Origin of the sequence: Garicola koreensis (assembly GCF_014195445.1) — a bacterium.
In the GTDB taxonomy this organism is placed as follows: Bacteria; Actinomycetota; Actinomycetes; order Actinomycetales; family Micrococcaceae; genus Nesterenkonia; species Nesterenkonia koreensis.
This window is the reverse complement of the sequence record NZ_JACIBT010000001.1, coordinates 143,693-157,801: the sequence shown is the minus strand read 5'-3', so window position 1 is coordinate 157,801 and position 14,109 is coordinate 143,693. Positions and strand designations below refer to the sequence as shown.

The 14,109-nt window shown below is 68.6% G+C and carries 11 protein-coding genes; 8 read left to right on the top strand and 3 right to left on the bottom strand.

What is annotated here, in order from left to right:
* Nucleotides 1-25 precede the first annotated feature (25 nt).
* Nucleotides 26-1,816 carry a hypothetical protein gene (locus FHX47_RS00770; protein WP_183356999.1) on the top strand — a complete coding sequence of 597 codons (1,791 nt, stop codon included), beginning with the start codon at nt 26-28 and terminating at the stop codon, nt 1,814-1,816.
* Here FHX47_RS00770 and FHX47_RS00765 read toward each other — a convergent pair.
* Nucleotides 1,770-3,086 carry a phosphotransferase gene (locus FHX47_RS00765; protein ID WP_183356998.1) on the bottom strand — a complete coding sequence of 439 codons (1,317 nt, stop codon included), beginning with the start codon at nt 3,084-3,086 and terminating at the stop codon, nt 1,770-1,772. The genes FHX47_RS00770 and FHX47_RS00765 overlap by 47 nt on opposite strands.
* Before the next feature lie 11 nt (nt 3,087-3,097).
* A complete protein-coding gene (locus tag FHX47_RS00760; RefSeq protein WP_183356997.1) occupies nt 3,098-4,252 on the bottom strand; it encodes a hypothetical protein in 1,155 nt (384 codons plus the stop codon).
* Between the two features lie 168 nt (nt 4,253-4,420).
* Between FHX47_RS00760 and FHX47_RS00755 the strand changes: the two genes are divergently transcribed.
* The gene (locus FHX47_RS00755) at nt 4,421-5,875 is read left to right on the top strand and encodes an NAD(P)H-quinone dehydrogenase (RefSeq protein WP_183356996.1); all 1,455 of its coding nucleotides are present in this window, start codon (nt 4,421-4,423) and stop codon (nt 5,873-5,875) included.
* Between the two features lie 128 nt (nt 5,876-6,003).
* On the opposite strand, the gene FHX47_RS00750 is transcribed toward FHX47_RS00755, so the two are convergent.
* Entirely contained in the window at nt 6,004-7,671 is a 1,668-nt protein-coding gene (locus tag FHX47_RS00750; protein ID WP_183356995.1) for a DUF885 domain-containing protein, read from the bottom strand.
* Nucleotides 7,672-7,724: 53 nt separating this feature from the next.
* On the opposite strand from FHX47_RS00750, the gene FHX47_RS00745 reads away from it, so the two are divergent.
* The 6 genes from FHX47_RS00745 to FHX47_RS00720 all read left to right on the top strand — a co-directional run bounded on the left by FHX47_RS00745 (nt 7,725) and on the right by FHX47_RS00720 (nt 14,070).
* The gene (locus tag FHX47_RS00745; protein ID WP_183356994.1) at nt 7,725-8,672 is read left to right on the top strand and encodes a purine-nucleoside phosphorylase; all 948 of its coding nucleotides are present in this window, start codon (nt 7,725-7,727) and stop codon (nt 8,670-8,672) included.
* Nucleotides 8,669-10,495 carry a phospho-sugar mutase gene (locus FHX47_RS00740; protein ID WP_183356993.1) on the top strand — a complete coding sequence of 609 codons (1,827 nt, stop codon included), beginning with the start codon at nt 8,669-8,671 and terminating at the stop codon, nt 10,493-10,495. Before FHX47_RS00745 ends, FHX47_RS00740 begins: the two co-directional genes overlap by 4 nt.
* An 81-nt stretch (nt 10,496-10,576) precedes the next feature.
* The gene (deoC, locus tag FHX47_RS00735) at nt 10,577-11,257 is read left to right on the top strand and encodes a deoxyribose-phosphate aldolase (protein ID WP_183356992.1); all 681 of its coding nucleotides are present in this window, start codon (nt 10,577-10,579) and stop codon (nt 11,255-11,257) included.
* Nucleotides 11,258-11,327: 70 nt separating this feature from the next.
* Nucleotides 11,328-11,660 (top strand): hypothetical protein, encoded by a 333-nt coding sequence (locus FHX47_RS00730; protein WP_183356991.1) that lies wholly within the window; start codon nt 11,328-11,330, stop codon nt 11,658-11,660.
* A gap of 73 nt (nt 11,661-11,733) precedes the next feature.
* Nucleotides 11,734-12,732, top strand: a complete 999-nt coding sequence (locus FHX47_RS00725; protein ID WP_183356990.1) for an acyltransferase family protein — start codon at nt 11,734-11,736, stop codon at nt 12,730-12,732.
* A gap of 183 nt (nt 12,733-12,915) precedes the next feature.
* Entirely contained in the window at nt 12,916-14,070 is a 1,155-nt protein-coding gene (locus FHX47_RS00720; RefSeq protein ID WP_183356989.1) for a hypothetical protein, read from the top strand.
* The last annotated feature ends 39 nt before the right edge of the window (nt 14,071-14,109 follow it).

The following is a 14,109-nucleotide window of genomic DNA, read 5'->3' as shown; positions in this document are numbered from 1 at the left end:
ACCATAGGCCGCTACCCTAGGGAGGATGAAGGGCGATTCTGCTGACCTGCACGTGGAGATTCCGGGATCGGCTCCGCTGAGCAGCCGGCTGCAGTCGATGCTGCACGCTCCCAGCTCCGCTGAGGAGGAGGCTCAGACTGCTCGCGGGTGGGTGGACCTTGCCTACGAAGCCGCCTACGGGGAGCGCTTCGCCTCCGCCGCCGCGGCGGCAGAGCGTGGGCTTACGGCCCCGGGCTCAGAGGACCCGGAGAACCGGCTGATGCTGCTGCGGGTGCTCTCCGGGATCCACGAAATGCGCGGAGACTCGCAGCGCTCCGCCCCCTATGTCGCTCAGCGGGTGGAGCTGCTGCGGCAGCTGGGCCGCACCCGTCAGGCCGATGTGGAGGCGCAGCTGGGCGCGATGCTGCTGCGCGAACCCGACCGGGTGGAGGCAGAGATCCTCACCCGGGTGGCTGAGGAGCTCGACGACGACGGCGCACCCAGCGTGGAGCGTGCCGATGTGCTCTCATCCTTGGCCGTGCACAGCATGCACGATGAGGGGCCCGAGGCCGCTATGCCGCTGATCAGTGAGGCCTGCGCGATGTTGGAGCAGCTTCAGCGCACACAGGCGCTCGCCTCGGCGCAGATGTTTTTGGCTCACGTCCAGCTGCTGACGGACCAGACGGAGGAGGCACTTGCCACCTCGGAGAAGGTCCTGAGCACTCCGACCAACCGGGCGGTGCGCGGGGCCATGAACATGCTTAGGGCCACGGTGCATCACAACGAGGACCGCCCGGAGCAGGCTGCGGCTGAGGCCATCAGCTCCGCGGAGATGTACTGCGCCTCCGGTGTGCGCAAGGGAGCCGCATCGGCGGCGGCGCTGCTGGCCGGGATCAGTGCGAGCCTGGATCAGCACGAGGTGGCGGTGCTGGCCTGGCGGGTCTCGGTGCAGCAGGCCGAGCTGGGCGAGTTCACCGAGTCGCGGATGCTCAGCCTGGCCCTGGGGCAGCAGCTGCTGGACATGGGCGAGCACGCCGAAGCGGAGAAGGTGTTGGACGCGCTCTCGCTGCGGATGACCGGCTCCGAGGTGGACCACTCCACCCGCGGCCGGGCCCTGATGGGCCTGGGCCATGCGGTCACCCAGCTGAAGCGGCCGCTGGAAGCGATGTCGCACTGGGACGAGGCCGCAGGCCACTTCCTCGCCGCCGATGAGGTCGACGAGGCAGCCCGGGCGCATCTGGCCGCCGGCGCGCTGGCGGCCTCACTGGACCGGGCCCATACTGCCAAGCACCACTATTCCGAAGGGCTGCGGCTGGCCGACCAGGGTGCGGACACCGATCCGCTGATGCTGCTGCAGGCTCTGCACTCCTTGGGCCACCTGCTCTGCCGCCACGAGGACCCCTCCGGCCTGGAGCACTTGGACCGGGCCGGGCGCATCGTGGTGGAGCACGGCACCGACTGGCAGCATGCCGACATCACCGACACCCGGGCACGGTCGCTGACTGCCCTGGGCCGCGGCACCGAAGCCGTGGCCGCCGCCTTGGAAGCCGCCGACCTGTTCGCCGGCGCCTCGGACGAGGAAGCCGCCGCCGATGCGGAAATCTTCGCCGCCACCGTGCTGCTTCAGATGAGCCGGGCTGAGGAGGCCGAGACCGTGTTCCGCATGGCCGCAGAGGATCGGCAGATCTCAGACGCACTGCTGGTCAGCGCACTGGAAGGCCGAGTCGAGGCCCTGCGCAGCCTGGCCCGCTCCCCCGACGCCGACGTCGTCGAAGCCCAGCTGCAGCAGCTCAAAGAACGGTTGGCCACTGCGGAAGATCCCCCGCGTCGGCCGTGAGACCCAGCAGCACCTCCGCGCAGCGCAGCCGGTGCTCTGCCTGGACCTGCCAGTCGCTGCGCGTGGCGTCGCGGGCGCCCGCCACCAGAGACAGTGCCACCGAGGCCGAGCGGATCCGCAGCGCCTGAGGGTCGACGTCGGCGGCGAAGGCGCGGGCGAAGCGGTCGAAGGCCGCAGGCGCGTGAATGTAGCGGGAGTCGACCGCTGGCAGCACGGCCAGGTGACCCAGAAAGCAGGCGAGGTCGTCCACCCGGTGGCCGGGCCCCAGCGAGTCCACGTCGAGCAGGCAGCTGATCTTCGAGTCCCGCATCAGCACGTTGGCCTCATAGAAATCACCGTGGGTGGGCACCACCGGGCCCCGGTCGGTGACCGGCAGGGTCGTGAGAATCTCATCCTCCACCCGCGCGATGCGCTCGGTGTGGGCCGGCAGGGCGGAGCTGGCGGCCGAGGCGTAGGCGGGCAGCCGGTCCGTCCACGCCTCACGGGCGGGCAAGGTCATAACCTGGGTGGGCATCCTGTCCAGCAGACTGGTGAAGTCCTGGGGCCGCACCGTGGCGCCGCCGTCGGCCAGGAAATACTCAGCCAGCGACACGCCGGCACCCTGTTCCAGCGCGACGACGTCGCTGACCGGCTCGCTCACCGGCACCGGCGCGGGGACCCCGGCCTCAAGCAGCACCCGGTGCCGGCCGTCGAGTTCGGCGGCCCGCTGGGTGCGCAGCACTTTGAGATACCGGCGGGTGCCGTCTGAGAAGTCTGCTGCGATCACTGCACGGCGCAGCGGGCGGTAGCTGACGGTCTCCAGCCCGGTCAGGGTCCGTCCGGCCCCCCACGTGGCCGCGACGGAGTGGGGGTCGGTGGCCAGGGCCAGACCCGGAAGCGCCGGGTCCTGGGGGTGCTGCCAGATGGCCAGCTGCCCGGAGGGGCAGTGGGCGAAGACCACCCCTGCGGCGTCGTCGTCGATGCGTTCGGTGGTCATGCCCACATAGAGTTCGTCGACGTGGTCGGAGGTTTCGGTGTAGGTGCCCTGCGGGGCGCCGTTGGTGAGCATCGGCCGTGAGGTGGCCACCCGGTAGACCCCGGTGACACCGGCGCCTGGGCGGTGCTGGACGAACTCCAGGTGGACGCTGGTGGTGTAGACCCCGGACTGCTGCAGGGCCGCAGAGATCGGCGAATGTGCGTCGTAGGACTGCAGGAACGCCAGCTGCCGGGCTTCCTGCTCGACGCGTCCGGCCGCCGGCGCCGCCGTCACCGGCCGGGAGGTATCAGGCACGTGGGCGGACCTCAGGCTCGCCGGCGCTTCAGAACCGCATCCAGGTCGATGGATCCCTCCCCGGCCGAGGATTCTGCCTCTTCGCTCTGCGCCGCCGGTGCCGCTGGCTGCTTGAGCTTGGTGTCGGGGCTGGGGGCCGGCTCCTGCGGTGCGACCAACGGTTCCGGTTCGGCGCGTTCCACCTTCTCAGCCACCAAGTACTTCGGGTGCGGCACCGCACGCGGGGTCCAGCTCTGTGCGGCGACGGTGCTCTGATTCTCGCTGCCCTGATCGAACAGGGCTGATCCGGACTGCGCAGCCTGGTCCGCCTGGCCGGCACGCTCACCGAACAGCCGCTCCGCATCCTGGGGAAGACCGTCCTCGTCCAGCGTCACCAGGGAGTCGGGACCCCCGTGGCCGGCCGAATCGGAGCTGAGCGCATCAAAGGGCGCCGACTCAGCGGTGATGCCCAGGGCCGCACCGGCTTCGGCTGCGCTGCGCTGCCGCAGCTCCGTCTCCTCACGCACCTGCGGTTGGGAGTTCATCGCATCCTGGATGGCATGCTCAACCCGTGCCCGGCGCTTGCGCCGACGACGCAGCGCCGCACTGACCTGCAGAGCCCCCAGACTGAGCAGCACGACGACGCCGCAGATGATCGGCACGCTCCAGGGAAGTGCGGTCAGCCAGGCGGCGAGCACCGTCGCCAGCCCCGCCAATGTGCCCAGTGCTGCGGTGGCCGCCAACAGCGTGCGGCCCCAGTGGATGCGGAATCGGCCGGCGGGCGCTGACCCCTGGGGGGCTGCCGCTTGGGGGGAAACCGTGGCCTGCTGCATGTTCTGCCTCATCGTCCCTTCTCTGGCGAGGGTGGTCACCTCAGCATCGTGCGTGTGATGCAGTTCTTCGTTCGGGCTGTCCGGGGCGCGGGAACGACGACGTCCCCGTCGCCGCCGCACTCGTCGGCGCGCGGTGCGGGCCTGATGCCTGGTCAGTCCCGCAGTCTGCCGCGGCTGCACCGGCAGCCGCTGAGCCCGGATGATCAGCGCCGCCAGGAAGAGCCCGGCGATCAGCACGAACAGCAGCGACGAGTGGATGGGCAGGCTGGGAACAGACTCCATGACTGCGGCCGACTCCGGCCGCGGGCCCAGCGCCATGTTGTTCTCCACCTGCCCTTGGTGCTCTGTGCTCAACCTACTCTGTCGTTCAACGTAACTCTGCGCTCAACGCGTGATGCGACGTCGGTGCCGCTGATTCTCCCCAGGGTATCCGATCCCCGGGTGTCCAGGCGCACATATACACGACTGTTCGCCGCGGACGTTCTGCAGCGAGGTTTTGGACTGTTCCGCTGGTGGGCAACAATGGGGCGCGTGACTACTCAAATCCACGCAAAGCGCTTTGCCCCTGACCGGATTGCGATTCTGGGCGGCGGGCCCGGCGGCTATGAGGCCGCAATGGTGGCCGCCGCTGCCGGTGCCGAGGTCACCATCGTCGAGGAGAAGGGCATGGGCGGCTCGGCGGTGCTCACCGATGTGGTGCCCTCGAAGACGCTGGTGGCCACAGCCGATGCCATGCGCCGGGTCAACGCTTCCACAGCGTTCGGAGTGCGCTTCGGCGCCACCGGGGAGGATAAGTATGAGACTGAGGCCTGGGCAGATTTCTCCAAGGTCAATGAGCGGCTGCTGCAGCTGGCCCGCACCCAGTCTCAGGACATCACTGCCACGCTGAAGGCCGCCGGGGTGCGCATCATCACCGGACGCGGCCGTATCCTTCCGCCGACCAATTTGGAAGTCACCGACCCTGCCGGGGAGACCTTCACCGTGGAGGCCGATGCGATCATCGTCGCCACCGGGGCCCACCCCAGGGTGCTGCCCACGGCCGTGCCCGACGGGGAGCGCATCCTCAGCTGGACCCAGGCCTACAACATCACCGACGTTCCTGAGCACATGATCGTGGTCGGCTCCGGGGTCACCGGCGCCGAGTTCGCCTCCGCCTACCGGCGCCTGGGAGCTGCGGTCACCCTGGTCTCCTCCCGGGAGCAGGTGCTGCCCGGTGAGGACTCCGACGCCGCAGCCGCACTGGAGAGCGCCTTCACCCGGGCGGGGGTGAAAGTCGCGTCACAGACGCGCGCCGAATCGGTGGAGCGCACGGCAGAGGGCGTGAAGGTCATCCTGACCGATGGTCGCGTACTGGAGGGCTCGCACTGTCTGATGGCCGTGGGCGGCATCCCCAACACCGTCGGCATCGGACTTGATGAGGCCGGGGTGGAGACCACTGAGTCGGGCCATATCCGCGTCGACACGGTCTCGCGCACCACCGGGCCCAACATCTACGCCGCAGGCGACTGCACCGGCATGTTCCCGCTGGCCTCAGTGGCGGCCATGCAGGGCCGCATCGCCGTGGCTCACATGCAGGGCGATGCGGTGAAGCCGCTGCAGCTGCACCGGGTGACCTCCAACGTGTTCACTTCCCCGGAGATCGCCACAGTGGGGGTCACCCAGGCTCAGGTGGACTCCGGAAAGTATCAGGCAGACGTGGTGAAGCTGGACCTGACCACCAATCCGCGGGCGAAGATGATGAACATCGACCAAGGCTTCGTGAAGATCTTCGCCCGGCGCGGCTCGGGCACCGTCATCGGAGCGGTCATCGTGGCACCGCGGGCCTCAGAGCTGATCTTCCCGCTGGCGCTTGCGGTGACCCATAAGCTGCACGTCGATGACATCGCCGCCACCTTCACCGTCTACCCCTCACTGACAGGGTCGATCTCGGAGGCCGCCCGCCGGCTGCACCTGCACGTCAGCTCCCCCGACGACTGAGCTCCCCCTCAATGACGTTCGGTCACGCACTCTGACAGCATATTTGCCGCTGCGCGCACCGAAACAGGGTCAGAGTGCGTGACCGAACGTGGGGGTGGGGGTGAGGGCGAGGCGGCGGCTAGTGCCCGTCAGCTGCGGCGCATCGCGAAGCGCAGGGTGTCCAGGCCGAGCCCGCCCAGCTGCAGCAGCTCCGTGTGGAAGGCCCGCAGGTCGAAGTCGCTGCCCTGCTGCGCCTCACGCTCGGCGCGGATCTGTTCGAAGACGCGCTGGCCCACCTTGTAGCTGGGGGCCTGACCCGGCCAGCCCAAGTAGCGGACGAACTCGAAGTCCAGCTCAGCTTCGGTCACCGGCAGGTGCTCGCGCAGGAACCGGTAGCCCGTCTGCGGGGTCCACACCTCACCTCCCCACTGCGGGGGTGCGGTGAAGCCGCAGTGGACGCCGATGTCGAAGACGACCCGGGCTGCGCGCATACGCTGCATGTCCAGCATGCCCATCCGGTCGCCCGGGTCCTGCAGGTAGCCCAGTTCGGCCATCAGCTGCTCGGCGTAGAGCGCCCAGCCTTCGGAGAACCCGGAGGTGCTTCCGGCGTGCCTGCGCCAGGAGTTCAGCCGGTCCTTGACCAGCGTGGCGGTGCCGATCTGCAGGTGATGTCCGGGCACCCCCTCGTGGTAGACGGTGGTGGTCTCAGCCCAGGTGGTGAATTCGGTGTTCTCCGGGGGCACCGACCACCACATGCTGCCCGGCCGGGAGAAGTCATCACTGGGCGGGGTGTAGTAGACCCCGCCGTCCTGAGTGGGTGCGATGCGACAGTCCAATTGGTCCATCGGTGCCGGCACGTCGAAGTGGGTGTCGCGCAGGTCGGCGATGGCGGCGTCTGAGAGCTGCTGCATCCAGTCGCGCAGCGCCTCGGTGCCGTGGATGACCCGCGCCGGGTCGCTGTTGAGGATCTCCTTGGCCTCCTCCACCGTGGCGCCGGGTCGGATCTGCTCGGCGACCTGCTGCTGGGCGGCGACGATCCGCTCCAGCTCCTCAAGTCCCCAGGCGTAGGTCTCCTCCAGGTCCAATGTGGCCCCGGTGAAGGACCGGGAGTACAGCTGGTAGAGCTCAGGCCCGACGGCGTCGTGCTGCGGGGCGTGCGGCAGCAGCTCCTCGCGCAGGCGCAGCGCAAAGCGACGGTAGGCCTCGGCGGCCACAGCCACCGCCGCGCGCACATCGGACTCCACCTGGTCGGAGACTCCCGCGGCGGCGGCCGCAGCGGTCAGCGAGCTCAGGGCGCCGTCGTGTGCTGCCCAGGACTCTGCCTGTTCGGAGACGGCCTGCACCTGCCGTGCTGCGGCCACGTGGCCTGCCTGCTGGGAGTGCAGCAGCGACTGCCAGTACTGGTCCAGGGCGGTGGGGACGTTGCGCAGCCGCCCTGAGATATGGGTGAAGTCCTCGTCTGTGGACTGCGGCATCAGTTCAAGCACCATGCGGATGCTGTGGGCGGCGGAGGCGATGTTGTTCAGTTCGGTGCGGCCGGTCTCATGCTCAGCCAATGCCACCCCGAGCCGTTCGCGCATGGCGTGGATGGTGACCTCATCAATCCCATCGGCGGGGTCGAGCTCATCCAGCTGGGCCAGCACGCTGCGGTACAGCTGCGCGAACGCCTCCCGCCCGGCCGGGGAATAGTCCCCGTACTGGGTCTGCACGCCGGTGCGGCCCAGCATGGTGGCCTCCTCCGGCGCCAGGGCGAGCAGGTCCTCGAAGAAGCTCTCGGCCAGGGCGTCGACGGCTGTGGGAGTGCGCGGTGGAGTCATGTCAGGCACTCTAACGCAGCCGCGGTGCGCTCACAGCAGGTAAGTTTGGGGCTATGAGCACATCTGCGGAGACTGAACAGCCCGACGACGACCCGACCGCCTCCGGCTTCGGACATGTCAGGCCCGGCGCCGACGGTGACACTGCGGCCGCCGCGGCGCCGACCAATGATCCCACCAGTCTGCCGAATCAGCAGGCTGATCGGGCAGCCAATGCGCTGTTGGCCGCCGCCGGGGTGGAGCGGGTCGACCTGGCCTGCACCCTGGGCTCCGGCTGGGGCGAGGCCGCCGGGCAGCTGGGCGAGCTGATCGCCGAGGTCGACGCCGACCAGATCCCCGGCTTTCACAGCTCCGGGGTCCCGGGCCACTCCGGGTCGCTGAAGGTGATCCGCACCCCCGCCGGGCAGCACATTCTGGTCATCGGGGCGCGTACCCACTATTACGAGGGCCACGGGGTCGACGCCGTCGCCCACGGGGTGCGCACGGCCGCGGCAGCCGGTGCTGCCACCATGGTGCTCACCAACGGCTGCGGGGGCCTCAACCGCCAGTGGGAACCCGGGACTCCCGTGCTGATCAGCGACCACATCAACCTCACCGGCGCCTCCCCGCTGCGCGGGGCGCACTTCGTTGATGCCACCGACCTGTACTCCCCGCGGATTCGGGCACTGGCCCAGCAGATCGACCCCTCGCTGGCAGAAGGCGTCTACGCCCAGCTGCCCGGACCGCACTACGAAACTCCCGCCGAGATCCGTTATCTGCGCACCATCGGCGCTGACCTGGTGGGCATGTCCACCGCCCTGGAGGCGCTCGCCGCGCGAGCTGCCGGCATGGAGGTCTTCGGCATGTCTCTGGTCACCAATCTCGCCGCCGGCATCTCCGATCACCCGCTGAGCCACCAGGAGGTCATCGACGCCGGACGCGCCGCCGGACCGCGCATCGCCCAGCTGCTGGCCGCCATCATCTCCTTCGCAGTGGACAGTCCCGATCAAGGAGCACCCGCATGACCGAGCTGCTGGCCACCGCCGCCCGCTGGATCCAGCTGGACCCGGATCCGGCCACCGCCACGGAGCTGCAGGAGCTGGTGGACGATTCCGCGGAGAACCAGGTCGCCTACGCCGCGCTGGAGCGGCTCTTCGCCGGCCGGCTGGCGTTCGGCACGGCGGGGCTGCGCGCAGAACTGGGCCCGGGTCCGCTGCGCATGAACCGGCTGGTGGTCCGCCAGACGGCCGCCGGGCTGCTGCGCTACGCCGCCGAGAAGCTGCGCGAAGCCCAGTCGACCGGCACCCACCGCATCGTGATCGGATACGACGCCCGGCACCAGTCCGATGAGTTCGCCGTCGACACTGCGGAGATCTTCCAGGAAGCCGGCTGGCAGGTGCACCTCTTCGACCAGCCGGGACCCACTCCCCTGCTGGCCCGGCAGGTGGTGGTCCACGACGCTGACATCGGCGTCATGGTCACCGCCAGCCACAATCCGCCCTTGGACAACGGGTACAAGGTCTACTTCGGCGGAGAGCTCTCCCGGTTCCTGGAACCAGACGGGCTGGGAGCAGGCGCTCAGATCGTGGCACCGTTCGACCAGCAGATCGCCGCGACCATCGCAGAGCTGGTCGCCGCGGACTTCGCCGCCGACTCAACCACTGGGTCAGTCGAGTCTGCGCCGGTCGAATCCGCGTCGGCGCGTCGTCGTGCGCCCTCAGGGGTGCTGCTCATCGGTGCTGAAGCCCGTGCGGACTATCAGCGCGAAGCCCTGCAGCTTCTGGACGTCGGGGACTACCCGCACCGGGACTTGACCGTGGTCTATACCGCGATGCACGGGGTCGGCGGTCAATCGGTCACCGAGCTGCTGGAGGCGGCCGGCTTCGCCCGGGTGATCCCGGTGGCTGAGCAGTTCGCACCGGATCCCGACTTTCCCACCGCCGACTTCCCGAACCCGGAGGAGCCGGGGGCTCTGGATTTGGCTCTGCTGGCCGCCGCTGAGCATGAGGCTGACCTGGTGCTTGCCAACGACCCGGATGCCGACCGGCTCTCCGCCGCCGTCTACGACGAGCACGCCCAGCAGTGGCGCCAGCTCAACGGCGATGAGATGGGTGCCCTGCTGGGGGCCCACATCATCAGCCGCGGCCCGCTGCGCACCGGCTGGCAGAGCGCCGGCTCGGCCCCGGGGCCGGCCATCGGCAATTCGGTGGTCTCCTCGCGGCTGCTGGGCAAACTCTGCGCGGCCCGCGGGATCGGCCACGAGGAGACCCTGACCGGTTTCAAGTGGCTGGCCCGGGTGCCGAACCTGATCTTCGGCTATGAGGAGGCCATCGGCTTCGACGTCGACCCGGCCAATATTCGCGATAAGGACGGCATCGGTGCCGCACTGATCTTCTGCGAACTCATCGCAGACCTCAAGGCAGAGGGAAAGACCGCGATCAGCGCCCTGGATGACATCGCCGCAGAGGCCGGGGTCCATCTCACCGACCAGGTGACCATCCGGGTGGATGACATCACCCAGCTGGGACACATCACCGCCCAGCTGCGCAGCGCCCCGCCGACCCGCATCGGCGGTGCTGCGGTCACCGAGACCTACGACTTGGTGAAGGATGCGCTGCCGGGGCAGGAGTTTGCCGCATCGAAGTCCACCGACGTGCTGATCTTCCTCACCGAGGACGACGACCGGGTGATCGTCCGGCCCTCCGGCACAGAGCCGAAGGTCAAGTGCTACCTGGAGGCGGTCGCGCAGCCAGCATCAGCGGACCCCGCTGACGTCATCGACGCACGGCAGAGGGCCACCACCCGTTTGGCGCAGCTGCGCAGCGCGATGGAGACGATCCTCAGCTGAGCAGCGGTTCAGAGATCCAACGCTTCAGCACCACCGAGTACATCATCACCACAGTCCATCTGATTAACCGGAGGCACCCCTATGACCACCACACCAGCACCTGAGGATCTGGCCGGACTCATCGACCATACGGTGCTCAAGCCGGACACCGACGAGGCCACGGTCCGCCGTGTCATCGCCGAAGCGGTGGAGCACCACTTGGCCGCAGTGTGCATCAACCCCAAGTGGGTGGCCCTGACCGCAGCCGAATTGGCCGACACTGGCGTGAAGACCTGCACCGTGGTGGGCTTCCCGCTGGGCGCAACCACCACGGCGCAGAAGGTCGCTGAGACGCGTGAGGCGGTGGACGCCGGCGCCCAGGAGATCGACATGGTGGTCGACATCGCCGATGCCAACGCCGGTGCCGCCGAAGCGGTGACCGCTCAGATTGCCGCAGTCGTGGCAGCTGCCCACGCCGGGGGCGCCATTGTGAAGGTCATCCTGGAGACGGTGCTGCTGGACCGGCCGGCCAAGGAACTGGTCTGCCAGGCTGCTCTGCAGGCAGAGGCAGACTTTGTGAAGACCTCCACCGGCTTCGCCGGCGGCGGGGCGACTGTTGCTGACATCGAGCTGATGCATGCAGCGGTCGGGTCCCGGCTGGGAATCAAGGCCTCCGGCGGGGTCCGCAGCTACCAGGATGCAGTGGCCATGGTCCGCGCCGGTGCCACACGCATCGGGGCGAGCGCATCTCTTGATATCGTGGGAGCAAGCACTGCTGGCTGAGCAGAAAGTTCCTCCTGCAGGGGAACTGCTGATCTGACCACCCCTACGACTGCGAAAGACAGGAACACCTATGATCGACTCCACAGGTCAAGTCAGGGCACACTCCGGACAGGGTCACTTTCTGGGCAACCTGGTTGCTTTCATCTTCGTCTTCGGACTGCTCCTCGGCGGCATCGCAGCCATAGGCTTCTGGGAGCTCGATCAGGCCTGGCTGCCCGGTCTGGCGTTCTTGGCCCTCTACGGCGGCGCCTTTCTGATGGCCAAGGAGATCATCGGCCGGTCCGACACGCTGAATGAGCGGGACCTGCATGGTGAGCACGGCGAACCGTTGGACGCTATGGCCTCCCGTGAGGCTGAATCACGTGCCCCGCGCGCCGAGCGCAAAGCATCCGCGCAGAGCTGAGGCCTGGCCGGCTTCAACCCCTCTAGTGCCACACCGAACCCCGGTCGCACACCGCCTCAGCACACCGCGGAATGTGGGCATCGACCTACTGCGGGTGGTCTCGGTGGCCGCCGTCGTCGTGGGCCACGCCTGGCCGTTCATGCCGGGCGAGGAGTACCTGCAGATCTGGCGGATGCCGCTGTTCTTCTTCCTGTCCGGATACTTCCTCTCCTCCTCGCGCCGCTTCGGCGGCGAGCTGCGCACCCGCTGGCGGACCCTCGGGGTTCCCTACCTGGTGTGGCTGGTGCTGCTCACGGGGCTGGTGATCGCCCATCACTTCACGCCGCGGCCGTTCGAGAATACGTGGGAGACCGTGGGCGGAGCGCTGGTCGGCGGAGCTGAGACCGATATGCCGTTCTTGGCGTTCTGGTTCATCTCAGTGCTGTTCTTCGCTGCGCTGCTGGTCCGGTTGGTGTTGCCGCTGCCTTGGTGGGTGCACCTTGTGGTGGCAGTCGCAGGCCTGAGCCTGGCGCAGGTGCCCGACTCAGCCATGTCCTATACGCCTCTGGGCATCGGGCTGGCACCGGCCTGCGCGGCCTACATTCTTGCTGGGTTCTGGTTTCGGCGCCTGCTGTCCACCACCAGGATGAGCACGCTGATGACCCCACGCGCCGCCGGGGTGGGTCTGCCGCTGATCATCGCCGGGTTCGGCGGGGTAGCCCTGGGCGCGGCAACAATGAACATGAAGTGGTCCGGGTTCGGCACGTTCCTGCTCTCGCCGATGCTGGCGGTGCTGATCTGCATCGGACTGGTGCTGATCTTCGGCACCTGGGTCGACTCCGTGCTGCGGGCAGTTCCACGGGCAGGACGCACGGTCTCCGCCCTGGTGAGCACCGGAACCCTGGTGGTGTTCCTGCACCCCTATGTGCTGTTTCTGGCCCGGGATGCGGTGCCGAACCCGCCGGTGCTGATACTCATCGCCCTGCTGCTCTGCTGGGCGCTGGGACTGCTGGTCAACCGCACCAGGCTCAGCCCCTACCTGACGGGGCTGCCACGCCCGCCGAAACCCTCATCGGCCGCCGCACCCTCCTGAGCTGCCGCCCCACTTGACCCCACCCCGACCCGCCTGACCCAGCGCTTTGAAGGATCTGCGTCTCCTCAGGCTGTGTGATCTGAAAAGCGCTGGGGAACTCTGCCGCTGCGGCCCCTCCGCAGAGTTATCCACAGGTTCGCGCTCCCCCTGGTGCTCGCCCACGCGGCGGAGAACACTGGAGTCATGACCACTGATACCACCTCCCGCACGCAGATTCGGCTGCTCAGATCCGGGCTGCAGGACGACGGCCTCCACTCGGGAAGCCGACTGGCCTACCAGCTGCAGCAGGGCAGACTGCTGCGGGTCCGGCGCGGGGTCTACATCGAGGCGCAGGAATGGATCACCGCTCCTGCCTGGACCCGCTTCGACATCGCGATCGCCGCCACCGCCCTGGCGGGCCCGCTGCCGCTGTTCTGCCGAGAAGCAGCACTGCGCCTGCACGGGCTGCCGCTGCCCTACATCCCGAAGAAGGTGGCGGCCCGCACGGCAGAACCGGGGTGGGCCGGAACCAGGAAACCCACCAGAATGACGGGGACGCTGCCGCCGGCTCGCTACCTCACCAAGTATCTGGCCCAGCATTCGTCCTCTCGCCGCGTCGGCACCTCGGATGTGGAGAACATCCCCACTCAGCATTTCGAGCCGGCGCTCGCGTCCAACACCACCCGCACTCAGCTGCGGCGTGCCATGCAGGACGGCGAGTTCCAGTGGCCGCAGGTGCAGGTGGCCGCCGACGCGCTGGCACCTCTCGGCGGTGAGGGCCTCGACTATCGTGCCGAGCCGCTGGGTCTGGCACTGGCCGACACGGTACCGCGCATGTCCTTCCCCGACGCCGTCATCGTGCTCGACGCGGTCAAGGCCCTGCGGCCGCCGGACCTCTCCCCGTGGGAGGACTACATCGGCTCCCAACGGCTGGCCGCCAATTGGCGCAGCGCCTGGGAGTTCGCCGACGCCCGGGCCGAGTCGCCTGCGGAGTCAAAGTCCCGGGCCCTCTTTCACACGCTGGGGTTCCGTGCCCCCTCACTGCAGTCAACGATCCGCACGGAGACGGGCTCCTACCGGTGCGACTTCTGCTGGGAGGAGGACCGGGTGATCGGCGAGGTCGACGGCCGCATCAAGTACTACGATCCCGCGCTGCTCGCCGGCCGGGACCCTGGCGACGTCGTCTATGCGGAGAAGCTGCGGGAGGACGCCCTGCGTCGAGCAGGCTGGATCGTGATCCGCTGGGGGTGGAAGGAGCTGCAGAACCCGCAGCTGCTCGCCCGGCGACTGGTGCAGGCGGGAGTCTCCCGCCAGGCCGCAGCCCGGATCTCCCAGCGCTTTTCAGATCACCCAGCCTGAGGAGACGCAGATCCTTCACAGCACTGGGAAGAGCAGAAA

Excerpts from the sequence above, each read along its gene's own strand:
- FHX47_RS00755 (WP_183356996.1), top strand. The coding sequence starts at position 4,421 with ATGGGGCGCGTGACTACTCAAATCCACGCAAAGCGCTTTGCCCCTGAC.
- FHX47_RS00730 (WP_183356991.1), top strand. The coding sequence starts at position 11,328 with ATGATCGACTCCACAGGTCAAGTCAGGGCACACTCCGGACAGGGTCAC.
- FHX47_RS00770 (WP_183356999.1), top strand. The coding sequence starts at position 26 with ATGAAGGGCGATTCTGCTGACCTGCACGTGGAGATTCCGGGATCGGCT.
- deoC (WP_183356992.1), top strand. The coding sequence starts at position 10,577 with ATGACCACCACACCAGCACCTGAGGATCTGGCCGGACTCATCGACCAT.
- FHX47_RS00750 (WP_183356995.1), bottom strand. The coding sequence starts at position 7,671 with ATGACTCCACCGCGCACTCCCACAGCCGTCGACGCCCTGGCCGAGAGC.
- FHX47_RS00745 (WP_183356994.1), top strand. The coding sequence starts at position 7,725 with ATGAGCACATCTGCGGAGACTGAACAGCCCGACGACGACCCGACCGCC.
- FHX47_RS00740 (WP_183356993.1), top strand. The coding sequence starts at position 8,669 with ATGACCGAGCTGCTGGCCACCGCCGCCCGCTGGATCCAGCTGGACCCG.
- FHX47_RS00720 (WP_183356989.1), top strand. The coding sequence starts at position 12,916 with ATGACCACTGATACCACCTCCCGCACGCAGATTCGGCTGCTCAGATCC.